At 51.0% G+C, this 14817-nt stretch carries 12 protein-coding genes; all 12 read left to right on the plus strand.

The window, feature by feature from the left end; all coding sequences use genetic code 11:
• Nucleotides 1-251 precede the first annotated feature (251 nt).
• Entirely contained in the window at nt 252-1754 is a 1503-nt protein-coding gene (locus tag F4Y39_07825) for a hypothetical protein (protein ID MYC13622.1), read from the plus strand.
• Nucleotides 1744-2520, plus strand: a complete 777-nt coding sequence (locus F4Y39_07830; GenBank protein ID MYC13623.1) for a tetratricopeptide repeat protein — start codon at nt 1744-1746, stop codon at nt 2518-2520. The genes F4Y39_07825 and F4Y39_07830 overlap by 11 nt, the downstream gene beginning before the upstream one ends.
• Nucleotides 2521-2532: 12 nt before the next feature.
• Nucleotides 2533-5730, plus strand: a complete 3198-nt coding sequence (locus F4Y39_07835) for a GWxTD domain-containing protein (protein MYC13624.1) — start codon at nt 2533-2535, stop codon at nt 5728-5730.
• Nucleotides 5731-5819: 89 nt separating this feature from the next.
• Nucleotides 5820-6167, plus strand: a complete 348-nt coding sequence (locus F4Y39_07840; protein ID MYC13625.1) for a hypothetical protein — start codon at nt 5820-5822, stop codon at nt 6165-6167.
• Between the two features lie 171 nt (nt 6168-6338).
• Nucleotides 6339-6749, plus strand: a complete 411-nt coding sequence (gene ruvX, locus F4Y39_07845) for a Holliday junction resolvase RuvX (GenBank protein ID MYC13626.1) — start codon at nt 6339-6341, stop codon at nt 6747-6749.
• Nucleotides 6750-6755: 6 nt separating this feature from the next.
• Nucleotides 6756-7781, plus strand: coding sequence for an endolytic transglycosylase MltG (mltG, locus tag F4Y39_07850; GenBank protein MYC13627.1), 1026 nt, complete (start codon nt 6756-6758; stop codon nt 7779-7781).
• 27 nt (nt 7782-7808) lie between these two features.
• On the plus strand, nt 7809-9971 hold the full coding sequence (locus F4Y39_07855; protein MYC13628.1) for an AAA family ATPase: 2163 nt from the start codon (nt 7809-7811) through the stop codon (nt 9969-9971).
• A gap of 8 nt (nt 9972-9979) precedes the next feature.
• Complete coding sequence (gatC, locus tag F4Y39_07860) at nt 9980-10267, plus strand: Asp-tRNA(Asn)/Glu-tRNA(Gln) amidotransferase subunit GatC (protein MYC13629.1); 288 nt, start codon at nt 9980-9982, stop codon at nt 10265-10267.
• 63 nt (nt 10268-10330) lie between these two features.
• Nucleotides 10331-12112 carry a CTP synthase gene (locus tag F4Y39_07865; GenBank protein MYC13630.1) on the plus strand — a complete coding sequence of 594 codons (1782 nt, stop codon included), beginning with the start codon at nt 10331-10333 and terminating at the stop codon, nt 12110-12112.
• Nucleotides 12084-12617, plus strand: a complete 534-nt coding sequence (lptC, locus tag F4Y39_07870; GenBank protein ID MYC13631.1) for an LPS export ABC transporter periplasmic protein LptC — start codon at nt 12084-12086, stop codon at nt 12615-12617. The genes F4Y39_07865 and lptC overlap by 29 nt, the downstream gene beginning before the upstream one ends.
• Before the next feature lie 74 nt (nt 12618-12691).
• Entirely contained in the window at nt 12692-14041 is a 1350-nt protein-coding gene (locus F4Y39_07875; GenBank protein MYC13632.1) for a hypothetical protein, read from the plus strand.
• Entirely contained in the window at nt 14038-14763 is a 726-nt protein-coding gene (gene lptB, locus F4Y39_07880; GenBank protein MYC13633.1) for an LPS export ABC transporter ATP-binding protein, read from the plus strand. Before F4Y39_07875 ends, lptB begins: the two co-directional genes overlap by 4 nt.
• The last annotated feature ends 54 nt before the right edge of the window (nt 14764-14817 follow it).

The raw sequence follows: 14817 nt of genomic DNA on the forward strand, positions 1-14817 counted from the left end.
AAGAATTGCGGGCTTATGCGATTGAGCTTTCGGCTTGTTTTGCTGACTGCTGACGGCTTTTACTTACCTGCTTTATAAATTTTAACACCGCTGTAATAGAAAGGCAAGGTATTTTTGCAAGCCCTTGTTCGACAAAACTACTTGTTTATCCATGGTTCATATCAATATATTGAAGCCTGTTAATCAATTATCACCTTTCTCGTGGTACAAAAATGGGAAACCGCTTCTCTCATTTGCTATTTATGTGTGCTATGGGCCTTCTGATTGGATGTTATAACCCCCAAAGAGATCTGAGCATAGACCCATACAATACACCGCTTATCCACATTCTCGATGCCTCCTATAATGTTGAGGAGAACACCTGGGGAGTGGTCACTGTGCAGTGGGAGTATCTCGGGCAGAAGCGCGTTGAGAACTTTGTCCTCCAGCGTCGAGATATTTCCGATTTTAGAAATATTGAGCTTTCTTCCGGTGCCGATGACAATGGTAAATACGCGACTGTGGGTGCGTTTCGAGACGAAAAACTGATTGCTGGCGAGCGCCTGCAATACCGCGTGGTTGCCGAACACAGTGAGGGTGGCCTGGTGAGTACTTCTGCTGTTGAAGTCCCTATCCCCGGTGCTGGTTTACGCGAAATTCGGCGCGACCCCGTTGCTCTTGCTGTGCAGCTCGTCTGGCATGATGAGGGAAACACGGCGAGAAGTTATGAAATTCTGAGGACGCCTGAAGGTGGTGATAAAAAAATTCTTGCAGTCATACAAAGCCGTGCACAGACCTCCTTTTGGGATCGGTCGATTTCCGACAACCGCTCTTATACTTATGCCATAAGGTCTATGCGTGTCTCAAGGTCTCCCCTTTCGACGGATGTGCGGCTCACAAGTCGCAGTGTGAGTGTGCAATTTTACCGCGAAGTGGGGCGACACATCGTAGAGGCTCTAAGCGGAACGAATGAGCGGATGAGGCTTGCAGCAGCAGATTCCGATGGCGAAGCCGACATGCTCGCCCTGATTGTTCGCCCCAATCAGATTTCGCTTTCTCGCCTGCGACATACCCTGAGTGTCGATATTCCCAACGCGCTATCACGCCACCTGGTCGGGACTTCTTTTCCGCGATTGAACGACCTCGTGTCGCAATCGGTGGATCTGGCTGGACCTTCGCTTGCTGGGCAGGGGGCTTTTCAACGCGCTTATATCGGGGGTCTGGATCGGTCAGGGCGCGTTGTAGTAGTGGGTATCGAACTGATAAATAATAACACGGTGTGGCGTATTCCCGACAATTGGGTAAGCGCGTCTTCGCATGTGCGATTGGCCCAGGACGATCAACAGCGGATTTATATTGCGACAGGCGGGCAATTACGCGTCTATTCTGCCGCGGGTTCTCCTGTGGGCACTTTCGATCTCGAAGAGGATCCCGTGGATATCGCAGTTCACAATGGTGTTATCTGGGCCGCCTGGGCAAATCGAGTTCAACGAGGGGTTTTGCGCTTTTCTGGAGAAGTGCTCAACAATATTGCGTGGGAGGTTGTGCTGCATACTCAGATCGAACCGCGCGCTTTAACGCTCAATGCCGCAGGGCAAATTTTTGTATTGGATCGCAGGCAGGTGCGCGTGTTTCAGACAGATGGGACACCACTTCTCTTATGGGCACTGCCTTCGAGCGCATTCTCAGCAGGTGATCTAACTATCGGTGGATCAGCCAGAAATTTTGTCCATCTTTCAGATGAAAGTGGGGGAGTCATAACGTATGTACCGTAGTCTATTCGTCTGGGTGTGGTTCTGTCTGGCGATAGGTTCGGCTTGGGCGGATGATCGGGGAATTATTGAAAGAGCACAGGCCGCCTATCGCGCAGGGGATTATGCTACCGCATTTGAGACGCTCTCTCATCTTCCGAGCTTGTTGGGCGTGGTGCCTTTGTTAGATAGACCTCAGCAGAGTCGGAGAGCCGAGATCTTTTTTGATCTGGGGCGCATTCACATGGCTTCTGGCGATACGGCTCGTGCGCGTCTGGCACTTGTTGAAGTACTTCACCTGGATCCAGAGACCAACAAGGGGATTATGGACATCCCCCCCGATCAAGCACTTGTAGATACGCGAGCATTGTTTTTGGACATGCGCCGTAAAACAGTGCGACAAACCCTTAAAGGAACTACATTTTGGGGGGCTGCCGGTCGTTCGCTTCTCTTGCCAGGGTGGGGACAATTGTACCGCGGACACAAAAAACGAGGATATGGCTTTATGGGGGCTTCAGCGGTGCTCGCTGCGGCCTGGCTTGTGACCGATATATCCTATCGCAGTGCATATAATACCTATCGCGGTACGCGTTTGAATGATTTGCAACTGGGTCAACGCATAGCAGGTACGGATTCCGATGCATTTACGCGCAATTTTGAACGCGTGGAATCTCGCGCGGGACGGGCCAATCTATTCCTGGGCTTGCTCGCGGCGGTCTGGTTATCCAGTGTATTGGATCATCTGGTGATTGGGCCAGCTCAAGTTTCCCTGTCAGTGTCCATAAATTGAGGGAGGCCGGGTTTGAGGCTATTGTTGAGGCGACAAATATTCTATCTGGCATGTCTTTATGTACTGACAGCGTTTCTGTTGCCTGTCAGTGCTTTTTCTCAGCCGCCTGCCACCTTCCGATTGGCAATCGCGCCCTTTTATTCTCCTTACAATGGCGATTATGGCGTCTATATGGCCGATCGCATCGCCTATGAACTCCATCGCCGTGCTTATGTGCCAGCTCTGGGAAGGGCGCGGTTTGTTTTAATAGAAACCGATGTGCTGATGGGGGAAATAGATCAGACAGATAGACAGCTTTCTCCCGATCTACGCGAGTTCCTTAGCAAAAGGGTTCCCGCCTCTTATCTCTTGACGGGTTCTGTAGCGTTTACAGGGATTTATTTGATCAAACTCAAACTCATTGATCTTCGGACGGGTATGATTGTCTGGACTGGCGATGTGCGGGACAATCCGGCCTGGGTTTGGACGCGAGCGCATCGATCTGTGGGAGAGATTCCCGCTGCCGAAGTGCGGTCTTCGCTTGGATTTGGCGCAGTGGAAACACCTGTACCAGCGCCAGAGGCTGAGCATTTGCCACATCATATCCTCCTGCAACCGCTTCATACCACGGATTATTTACCTCTTGCTGCCGATTGTGAAATGCACCTCAAAAATGCGATTCAGCGCGATGGCCTGTTTTCTCTCGTACCAGGGGCATTAAAAGGAAGACAGGAGCACGGGCGGTTTTCTCGCATCAGTCCCGATTTGCGCCGGGAAGCATCAGAAACAACGCTTGCGGAGGCCATCCTGACGGGTAGCTTGCTCGTGCTGGGCAAAGATGGCGCAACAGACAATATCGGTCTGGTGTTGCGTTTGATTGAAGTAGAGACCGGGCAAATTCTCTGGATGGGGTCTTCAACCGGGCGAAGGGTCTGGCGATGGGACAAAATGGCGGATATTGTATCTGCGACCATGGGGCGGCTCGGTGAAGACCTTTCGCAGTATGGGGCAGGGGCAGCAGAAACGCAGATTGCAGCGTTGCGCGACCTGGCAAAAGATGGGAAATCGTGGAGTGTGCTCGGTCATGCCTATCTCGAGCGGGGATTGCTCAAGCAGGCTGAAGAAGCATTTGAAAAAGCTATGATTTTTCCCGATGCGCCGGCACAGGCGCGCGCGGGAAAAGGGCTGGTACTGCTGAGGCGGGGCGGGTATTTCGATGACGGGGTGCAAGCACTCAGATCTGCAATTCGATCTGATCCAGATTATCTGGATGCGTACAGCTTTTTAGCACAGGCTCTTCTCGACCAGGGGATGGTCGATGGGGTTAAAATTGCCGAAAACGCCATTCGGCGCGATTCGACATATCTCCCGCCATACCGCGTGCTGGGCGATTGGTATGCCGACAGCGAAGACCATCAAAGGGCACGGGCGTTTTACCAGGTTTATTTGGCGCACGACCCCGACGACGAAGTCGCTGAGTGGATGGGTAGAAGTCTGTTGCAATTAAAAAATTATCGGGATATCGACCGTTTTGTCGCACCCATCGCACGCGAAAAACCCGAAGCCTCGCATTTGTTGCCCATTATGGCAATCAAAGCACTACGGGTGAAGCGCTACGGGGAATCGACCCAATTATTCGAGCGATTCCTCGCGCAAATTGACGCGCGTGAACGCCAGCTTTACGATGATATTCGGGTACTATTGTCAGGGGAGGAAATAGAGATTTACCACGCGCTTGACGATGTAGAAAAGAAAAAGTATGTGGCGCGGTTTTGGCGTGCAAAAAATCCGAATTTGTCCAGCGCGTACAACGAGCGCCAACTGGCGCACTACGAACGGGTCTGGACAGCGCGCTGGGCATTTGGGCGGGAAAATTATCCCTGGGATCGACGTGGTGAAGTCTATATCCGCTATGGTGAACCCGATTACCGCGCCCGATCGGGATGGGTTTCCTCGCTGCCTTCAACGCGCGTGCAGGAAGTGAAGGAAAAGGTGTACCGAGAATTGTATCGGGATCCCAATGACAGTGAATTGATTGGTCCGGTTTTTCCCATTCGGAGCGATCGCGGGTTTGCTGCTGAACGCGAAAGGCAGGTAATCGATATTCCCGATCAGAGTACCTTTGGCCCGGTTGAAGGACGCCGCGAAGAAACCACTCGCAGCGACCCTTCTCAGGAAGCTTATGCGCCTGTTACCATGCAACACGACCGCAGTATCGTGCCCTGGGAGTCGTGGGTCTATACCGAGGTAGATGGCGGTATAGTCATCGATTTTACACGCGAATTGGGTGGTGTCTCCGGGTTTGATTTCGCCCCTATTCCGCCCATTCCTCCCACTATGCTCAGAGACAATATTCGCATTGCCGAACACGCTCCGGCAATTCGCTACAAAAATGCTACCGTGAACCAGCCCGACGAATTTCGCAGAGCACCTCGTTTGTCGCTGGGCACTTTTTACTTTGATCTGGCGGACTTTCGAGGCAATGCAGGCAAAACCCGCGTGGATGTTATGTATGGCATACCGCTTGAAAATTTGCTCGTCGTTACAGATGGGCAACAGCCCCAGGTGGTGCTCGAACACGCGGTTGCGCTGGCCGATTCAGCATATCGCGTGGTGTATCGAAACACGCAAAAAGTGCAACATTTTGTAGATACTTCAATTGTCGTTACTCAGGAAGTCGTGGATATCACGCGCCAGGACGTACCCGCAGGGATGTATCATCTTGCACTGACCGTTACCGATGTTATGACCGCGCGGCAAGGAGTACTCGCGCTCGATGTAGCGATTGATGACTACGGTAAAGAACAGCTTCATATCAGCGATCTCATGCTTGTTAAGAGTCTATCGGATACGCTGCGCGCTGCGCGATTTCGACGGGGAAATTGGCAGGTTGTTCCCAATCCTCGGAGGACTGTTCGTGCGCCCAATCCACTCGCGTTTTATTGCGAAGTGTACAATTTGGCGAAAGACGACTTTGGGCAGACCCGCTATCGCGTGACAACCGCAGTCAAGGCAGCGGAAACAGAGCAGAGGCGTACGCCGGGTACTGTTGACCAACCCGAGATCGCGCTGTCCTATACACAGGTGGGCAATAGCGATTGGGAACGGTTGCCCCTTGAAGTCCATCTCGAACACGCACAGGTAGGACAAAATCGTCTCTTTGTGATTATTGAGGATCTCGTTGCGGGAACACAGGTGGCAAAGGATACTTTTTTTCAGTATATTCGATGAAGATGTATGAAAACAATTCGCTTGTTTTTTTAAGCCGATTGATTGACAGAAATGCGTGCATTGCTTAAGTTTGCTTGAAGGAGAGAAAAATGGAAAAGCCAGATTTTAGCGAAGATGAGCGCATATTGGCCGTTTTGACGGACAATACCGATATTGAAGCGTTTAACAATCTGATGGAACACGCACATGAGCAGGGGATCAGTGCGGCTGATTTTATTCGCGAAGAACCCAGACGCACCTCTCGAAAACGCATTCGCAAGCTCTGCCTGAAAAATCGCAAGCGATCCCTGCAGGTGATGTTCCAATCCATTATAAAATCGCTGTGGGATCGCCCTGTTACTGACACATCAGCTGTTGAATCCCTGTATGGGATGCCTCCTCAATTTGGCAAACCCCACCGCAATGGTCATACCAACAAAAGGAATAAGGGTGAATAATCCACTGATCCTTCGGGCGCATATTGACGAAATAGAAGCTCTCAGAGACGATTTGCTGCCCTCTGCAAAACGCGGACAGGTCGATGCACGCGAACTCGCGGTTGCCCTACACAAAGTTGCAATGGAAAAACGCGATCGTTTGCGAGGCCATACTGACGGACAACCCTGATTATGGCGCGGATTCTATCCGTTGACTTTGGGAGGCGACGAATTGGACTTGCGGTATGCGACGAATTGCAAATTTCCGTTCGTGGATTGCCCACGCTCAAAGTCCGCAATTTCAATGATAGTGTGGCGCAGGTTGCACAGATCGCAGGGGATCAGGCAGCAGGGGAAGTGGTGGTTGGCTTGCCCTTAAACATGGATGGCAGTCGTGGGGAAATGGCGAGTGCTGTAGAAAATTTCGCTTCCCAACTGGCAGTTTTGAGCAACAAGCCAGTTCGCACGTTTGATGAACGGCTTTCATCGGTGGGTGCAAAACGCGAATTGGATGCCATGCAGGCAAAGAAACGCAAAGGAGAAATAGATCGCATGGCTGCTGTATTAATCCTCGAAACCTATTTGCAGCACAAAGGGAGATAGCCCCTCATGAAACGGTTTCTCTTTATTTTGAGTATTGTGCCAATTGTGTGCTTTTTGGGTGCTTGCACGGGGATTTTTATTTTTAATCGGCCAACGGGAGTGGGGAAGAAAGAGGTCGAGATTCGACATGGAGCAACCGTTAAACAAATCAGCCAGCAACTCTATCAGAAACGCCTGATCCACAGCCCGCGCCTACTACAGTATCTCGCACAGCTCAATGGAAGCAGCCGTCGCCTGAAGGCTGGCATTCATCCCCTCGACGGTCAGATGACGACCTGGGAGGTTTTGCTCGAGTTGGAGCGTTCACGCGATGTCACGCAAAATGTCACTGTTCCCGAGGGTTTAGAAAAAAAACAAATTGCGACGATCCTATCTGAGAAATTGAATCTCGACCAGAAAAAGTTGCTGTTGCTAATGAATAGTGCTGCTTTTTGTATAACTCTTTCTGTGCAGGCCAAAGACCTGGAAGGCTATTTATTCCCCGAAACCTATAATTTTCCGACAACAGTATCAGAACAACAGGTACTGCGCAGGATGGTTGAGCATTGTCAGGCTGTTTTTGATGAACGGCTTCAAAGACGCGCACATGAACTCGGAATGAGTATTCACGAAGTGATTACCTTCGCATCTATTATCGAAGGGGAAACCAGTTGGGATTCCGAGCGAGATACGATTGCGGCGGTCTATCACAATCGCCTTAAAAAAGGCATGCGTCTGCAAGCCGACCCCACGGTGCAATATGCTCTTCCCGGTGAACCTCGACGACTATTTTATAAGGATTATGACTACGATTCGCCCTATAATACTTACCGCCATTCGGGATTGCCACCCGGGCCGATTAACAGTCCTGGACGGGCGTCTATTGTGGCTGCACTTTTTCCCGCTGATGTCGATTATTTGTATTTTGTCGCTACCGGCGAAGGCGGCCATGTCTTTACACATTCTTTGCAAGAACACGCGGCTGCAAAAAAAAGGACCGCGGCTGCACGAAAAAATACCTGGCAAAAAAAGAAACTGGTAACAGGGGATTAGAGGCCTGAACACCTTGACAATGAATTTATGTCAATTCTCGATGGATTAAATGATGCACAACGCAAAGCCGTACAGGCCGTAGATGGTCCCGTGCTCGTTCTCGCGGGGGCCGGTTCTGGTAAAACGCGCGTTTTGACACGGCGCATCGCCTATTTGTTGAGTGAATGCGGCGTTGACCCGCGTCAGATTCTGGCGATGACCTTTACCAATAAGGCCGCAGGAGAAATGCGCGAGCGGGTCGAAGACTTGCTTCATCGCTCTTGCAAAACCATGTGGATTGGCACGTTCCACAGTTTATGTGCGCGTTTTTTGCGGTCACAGGCCGAACGCGTAGGACTGAGGTCCAATTTTACGATTTACGATGCAACAGATCAACTCGCACTTCTGCGGCGGGTGATTGCCGACGAGGAACTTTCTGAACGCGACTTTCCAGCGCGTTTGATTCGTACGCGGATCAGCCAGGCAAAAAACCAGATGGTGGGCATCGGTGTATTTGCCCAGCGAGCGAGCACATTTCGAGAGCAAATAATTGCGCGAATTTTTCGCCACTATCAGGATGCCCTGAAGCAGAATAATGCCGTTGACTTTGACGATTTGTTGACATTGAGCGTGGAGTTGATCCGCGATCACGAAGATGTGCGCCAAACCTATCAGACACAGTTTTCACATATTTTAATCGACGAATACCAGGATACCAATCGTCCGCAATACCTCTTTGCGCGTTATCTGGCTGAAGTGCATCAAAATATATGTGTTGTTGGCGATGACGACCAGAGTATCTATGCGTGGCGCGGTGCAGATATTCGCAATATTCTCGATTTTGAAGCCGATTATCCCAACGCGCTTGTCGTGCGCCTGGAGCAAAATTACCGTTCCACGCAGGTTATTCTGGATGCTGGCAATGCCCTGATTCGCAACAACGCGGGGCGCAAGGGAAAGGAACTGTGGACGGATCGCGCTCGGGGCGAAAAAATCCGTTTGAAAAGATGTGCCGATGAAGCAGAAGAGGCCCGCTGGATCGCCGGGGTAGCACGAGATTTTAAGCGCGCGCATACCTACCGGGATATGGCAGTGCTCTATCGCACCAATGCACAGTCTCGCGCCCTTGAAGAAGGATTTAGACGCGCCAATATTCCGTATCAAATCGTGGGAGATGTGCGATTTTACGAGCGCAAAGAGGTCAAGGATGTGCTCGCATATCTCAAATTGGTAGTCAATCCGCGCGATTCCATCAGTTTTTGGCGCGTGATTAACACGCCGCGCCGCGGCATTGGGACAACATCTGCTGGACGGCTCGATGAGTTTGCCATGCGCGAGGGGCTTGCGCCCTATGAGGCACTTGCACATTGCATTGATACAATTCCGAAGCGCACAGCCCACGCGATGCAGCGGTTTTACGACATGGTCGAGGGTTTTCGCCTGGATATGGAGACGATACCTGCGGATGAACTCGCGGCAAACATTGTCGATGAAACTGGATATTTGGGCGATTTTGAGAAACTTCTGCCAGAAGAACGGATGTCGCGAAGGGATCATGTCGCGGAATTGTTGGCAGATATTAAGATTTTTGTCGAACAGTCGGACGACATCTCTTTAGAGGCGTATTTGCGGAAAGTTTCGCTGGTGACAGATGTAGATCAGTGGGAAAACGCCGCAGATGCGGTTACACTGATGACCCTGCACAGCGCTAAGGGACTGGAATTTCCCATTGTGTTTGTTACCGGTCTCGAAGATGGGCTGTTTCCAATTATGCGACCCGCTGGCGACGATAGCAATATGGAAGATGCGTTAGAGGAGGAGCGCCGTCTTTTCTATGTAGGTATTACCCGCGCCCAGGATCGGCTCTTTTTGTCCTATGCGATGCGGCGGCAACGATACGGCGGTGCGGTGACCTCTTCGGCGTCGCAGTTTTTGTCCGAAATCCCCGAAGATCTGCTTGATGCCGGTTTTAAGATTAGCGAGGTTAGCAGTGCTCCAGGTCGAAAATCGGGCAGAGAAACAGCCCGACGGGTCAATCCGGGAGAACCGTTTTTAATGGATGTCGGATCGTGGGTCGTGCATCCCGCCTGGGGCCGTGGACAGATTCAAAGCCGCGCGGGATCGGGACAAACAGCCAGACTGAAAGTGCGATTCGACGGCGGAGCCGTCAAGACCCTCATGGTCAAATTTGCCAATCTTCAGCCAGGATAGGACTTCCTATGCCTGTCTCAAAAGATGATGTACGAAAAGTGGCGCAACTTGCGCGCCTGGATTTCGCGCCGGAAGAAGAGGCGCAACTAATCGAAGATCTGAACCGCATGCTCGAATATGTTGCGGCACTTGATCAACTCGATACAACAGAGGTCTCCCCAACAGCGCATGTACTCCCCCTGGAAAATGCGTTTCGGGACGATGTAATGGGACGTTCATTGGATCGGTCAGATGCGCTGGCGAATGCCCCGCTTTCTGGGCATGGTCACTTCCGCGTCCCCAGAGTAATTGAATAAGCACAGGTGTCGGCGGTAAACTCCCGCCGATTTTCTTTTGTCGAACACAGATGGAGGCACATTGTGAAAAAACATGATCGCGAGCCAAAATACATCGTGGTTGCCGGGGGGGTGATCAGTGGCGTAGGGAAAGGACTCGCCACGGCTTCTATCGGTAAAATTTTGCAGTATTACGGCTATAAAACCACGGCTATAAAAATTGATCCCTATTTGAATTACGATGCCGGAACACTCAGACCTACGGAACACGGCGAGGTGTGGGTCACGGATGACGGGGGCGAGATCGATCTCGATTTGGGAAACTACGAGCGGTTTCTCGGCCTGGATTTGCCCCGCACAAACAATCTTACAACTGGACAAATTTACCACGCGGTTATCGAGCGCGAGCGGCGGGGAGAATATCTCGGACAGACTGTTCAGCCGATTCCACACATTACTGACGAGATCAAGAATCGAGTTCAGCAGGCTGCACAGGGGTCTGATATCGCGCTGGTCGAAATTGGCGGCACCATTGGCGACGATGAAAATATCCCATTTTTCTTTGCAATGAAGGGCCTGGAGCGGGAAATTGGCGAGGCCAATATTATGTATGTGCTGGTTAGCTATTTGCCCGTACCCGATCATATCAACGAGATGAAGACCAAACCCACGCAACACGCGGTCAAATTGCTCAGCGGGCATGGCATGGTGCCCGACTTTATTATTTGCCGTGCCACGCGACCAGTTGATGAGGTGCGAAAACGCAAAATTGAGGTTTCTGCCAATATTCCAAAAGATCGCATTATTTCTGCGCCAGATTTGGATATTGTGTATCAGGTTCCGATACATTATGAAAGCGAGCAGGTAGGTGTTAAAATGCTCGCACATCTGGGGCTAAAACCGAAAAAAGAACCCGACTGGACGCGGTGGATGCATCTGGTGCAGAAGATTCGTCGGCCTTCACAGACGGTTAAAGTGGCGATGGTTGGAAAATACGTCGAGATTGGCGATTACGAATTTACAGATTCGTACATTTCAGTGAACCAATCTCTCGAACACGCCGGTGCCAATTTAGACACGCGCATCGATATTTCCTGGATTGATTCGGCCAGCCTTGAAATGGGAGGGGTCGAAGATGTGCTTGGAGAATTTGATGGCATTATTGTCCCGGGGGCCTTTGGCGAAGGAGGAGCCGAAGGCGTGATTGAGGCCATTCGCTATGCGCGTGAAAATGGCCTGCCATTTCTCGGGCTGTGTTATGGGCTTCAGATGGCCATTGTTGAATATGCGCGAAACGTCGTAGGATTGGAAGATGCCAATTCGGCTGAAAATGATCCCGACACGCCCCATGCTGTGATCGATATTCAAATGAGCCAACGGGAAATTATTGAAGAAAGTCGTTTTGGCGGCACGATGCGTCTGGGAGGATATGTAGCTGTACTCCGCCGTGAGAGTGTCGTACTCGATCTGTATGAGCGCACGGGGCGCCTGGAAGAAGACGCCTGGCGCATCGATCAACTGAGAAAGAATCCGGCTGAGGCTTTCCGTCTGGGTGTTCTTCTCGAAAGCGAGCGCTGTGTGATTGAACGCCATCGCCATCGCTATGAAGTATCGCCCAAGTTCGTCGATTTGCTCGATGAATTTGGCCTGATTTTTTCCGGGTATCACCGGCGAGAGGACGGCACCAAACTCATGGAATTTATCGAGTTACCCGATCATCCTTTTTTTGTGGCTACGCAAGCCCATCCCGAATTTAAGTCGCGCCTCGAACAGCCCGCCCCTTTGTTTTACGGTTTTGTAGAATCTGTTGTCGCTCATACAAAGGAACGAGTTGGTGATGCGTCGGTTTCTGAAAAAAGCGTCTGAGGTTCTGTTGTGTACCCTGTGCGCCTGCGCTCCTGCTGACCGGGTAGAGCAAGCAGTGGAAGAAACACCGGTTAACCGAGAAATGTGGCACTGGTCCACGCGGATTACAGATCGTGGCAAATCCCGAGCGCAGGTTCGGGCTGGCTCTTTTCAACAGGTGTCGGAAAATGAACCCGCTCGCTTTTTCGATGGGGTTCGGGTTGTATTTTTTAATTCCCAGGGCGATACAGTTTCCACGCTGAGTGCTGAAAGGGGCGAAATTAACGCATCGGGCGACGATATGAAAGTATTTGGATCTGTCGTTGTCGTGGCACGAGACCGCACGCAGTTACAAACGGATTCGCTGCGCTGGCAGCGCGATGAGGATCGCATTATGGGCGAGGGCCATGTGGTGATTTCTCGGCCCGATGGCACGGAGACGGGGGTGGGTTTTAATGCCTCGTCAGATCTGAAACAGTGGACGCTTTTGTTTGTAAATACGCAGATGAGACGCAAAAAGCCGTGAATAAAAATCTACGAATCTACGAATCTACGAATCTGCGAATCAGGACTAGTAAAATCTTTGGGTGGCGAGGAGGAATGAACTGCTGGCGCAGTTGTACACCGCTTCGTCTATTCGTCTATTCGTCTATTCGTCTTATGTTGCGATCAGAACTCCGGGGCTTTCTCGGAGTTTTGCTTATATGCACCTGCTCGGGAGTAAATGCCGAGCAGAGGCTCAGTGCAGATTGGGTGAAAACGCTGCTCTTGAACGACCAGACGCAGCGCAATTACCGCGGGAGCGTGGTGTATGAAGACAGCTTGCGCCAACTCACTGTAAAAGCCGATTCTGCACATGTACGCGTTGGAGATGCGATTTATCTTTTTGTACATCAAGTGAGTTACAAAGACACGGTGAGGGAAATTCGCGCTGATACACTCGTGTTTCAAGACCGCAAAGACCGCGCGACATTTCGAGGACACGTCTTTCTAAGCGATGATCAGCGCACGCTTGAGGCGCATATCGTGCAATTTTTAAGTAAAGAAGATTCGCTTATTGCCGAGGGTGATGTCATCCTTCTGTTGCCCGAAGGCCGAAGTCTGCGCGCTTCCCAATTGCGCTACGATTTGATCCGCGAGCGCGGAAATCTGCAGGGCCAGACGCAGTTACAGATAGTAGGGGAATACGGCGATACCCTTGAGGCTCAGTCCGATTCCATTGCCTTTGTCAATCGCGGGCAAGAACTCTTGCTCAATGGCAACCTCATCTTGCGTCAGGGACACACGCGCGGCAAAGCCATGTCTGGCGCGTATGCGGATTCTGCAATCGTCCTTTCTGGGAGGCCATTGATGACCTGGACCAATCCCAGCAGGCGCGATTCCGTTTCAGCACAAGGCACAAAAATTCTTATGGATGTGTCTGATCAGATCATCAATGCGATGGTGCTTTCAGATAGCACACGCATCCATGCTATGGCTCTTGCCAATGGTCATGCACAAAAAATACGCTCAGATTCTGCTCGGATTGTCTTTCGTGACGAAACCCCACAGCGCATGCACGCCTGGGGAAATGTGATACTCAATCTGAGCGAGCGGGATACGTCGCGTGCGGTGCTGTCTGGCGACGATCTCAAAGTGGCCTATAGAGATGGGAAATTGGATAGTTTGACGCTGTCTGGTGACTGTATCGGTTCTTATATTGCCCAGGACAGCCTATCGGAAAGCCGCCTGAGGGGCAAAAAATTTGTATTGTGGTTTTCCAACGGTGAGTTAGCCCAGATGACGATTTCCGATGAAGCACATTGCACGCGGACCACGCGAGATAACGACGATGTGACGGTTTCTGGGGATTATCTCCTTTTGAAATTTACTCCCGGTCAGTTGTCATCTATCCGAGCTGAAGGGGCTGTGCGAGGGCACTATACCGCTGAGTTGGAGGATGTGCCGTGAACCTGAGAGCCGAGGGATTGGTCAAAAAATACGCACGGCGCCTGGTTGTCAATCAGGTCAACTTAATTGTCAATCCCGGTGAAATTGTCGGCCTATTAGGGCCTAATGGCGCGGGAAAAACCACCTGTTTTTACCTCATTGTCGGCGCAATTTCGTCAAATGCTGGACACATTTTTTTAGGTGACCGAGACATCACTGCATTGCCCATGTATCGCCGCGCACGCCTGGGCATTGGTTATTTGGCACAGGAATCAACGGTTTTTAGGAAGATGTCCGTGTTGGAAAATGTACTGTCCGTGCTCGAATACGAGAAAATAGGTAAGGCAGAACGGTTAGATCGCGCCCACAAGGTATTGGAAGATCTGGGAGTAGGACATTTATCGCACCAACGCGCAGATAGTTTGTCGGGGGGAGAAACGCGCCGGCTGGAAATTGCGCGGGCACTCTCTCGGGATCCGCTTTTTATGCTGCTTGACGAACCTTTTGCCGGCGTGGACCCGCGTGCAGTTGAAGATATTCAGAATATTATTGCCGAACTGAAACGCCTGAATATTGGCGTTTTGATTACTGATCACAATGTGCGAGAAACTCTAGCGATTACAGATCGCTCCTATTTGCTCTCCGAAGGGAAAATTCTCCTATCAGGTACATCCCAGGCATTGGCAGCAAGCGACGAAGCGCGTCGCATCTATCTGGGTGACCGGTTTCGCCTCGATTCGTGACAAATTGGGAAAAGGGTTTACAATCCTCTTCGTTATTTGTTATTTTATTTAAAG

It is taken from the genome of Gemmatimonadota bacterium, assembly GCA_009838845.1.
In the GTDB taxonomy this organism is placed as follows: Bacteria; Latescibacterota; UBA2968; order UBA2968; family UBA2968; genus VXRD01.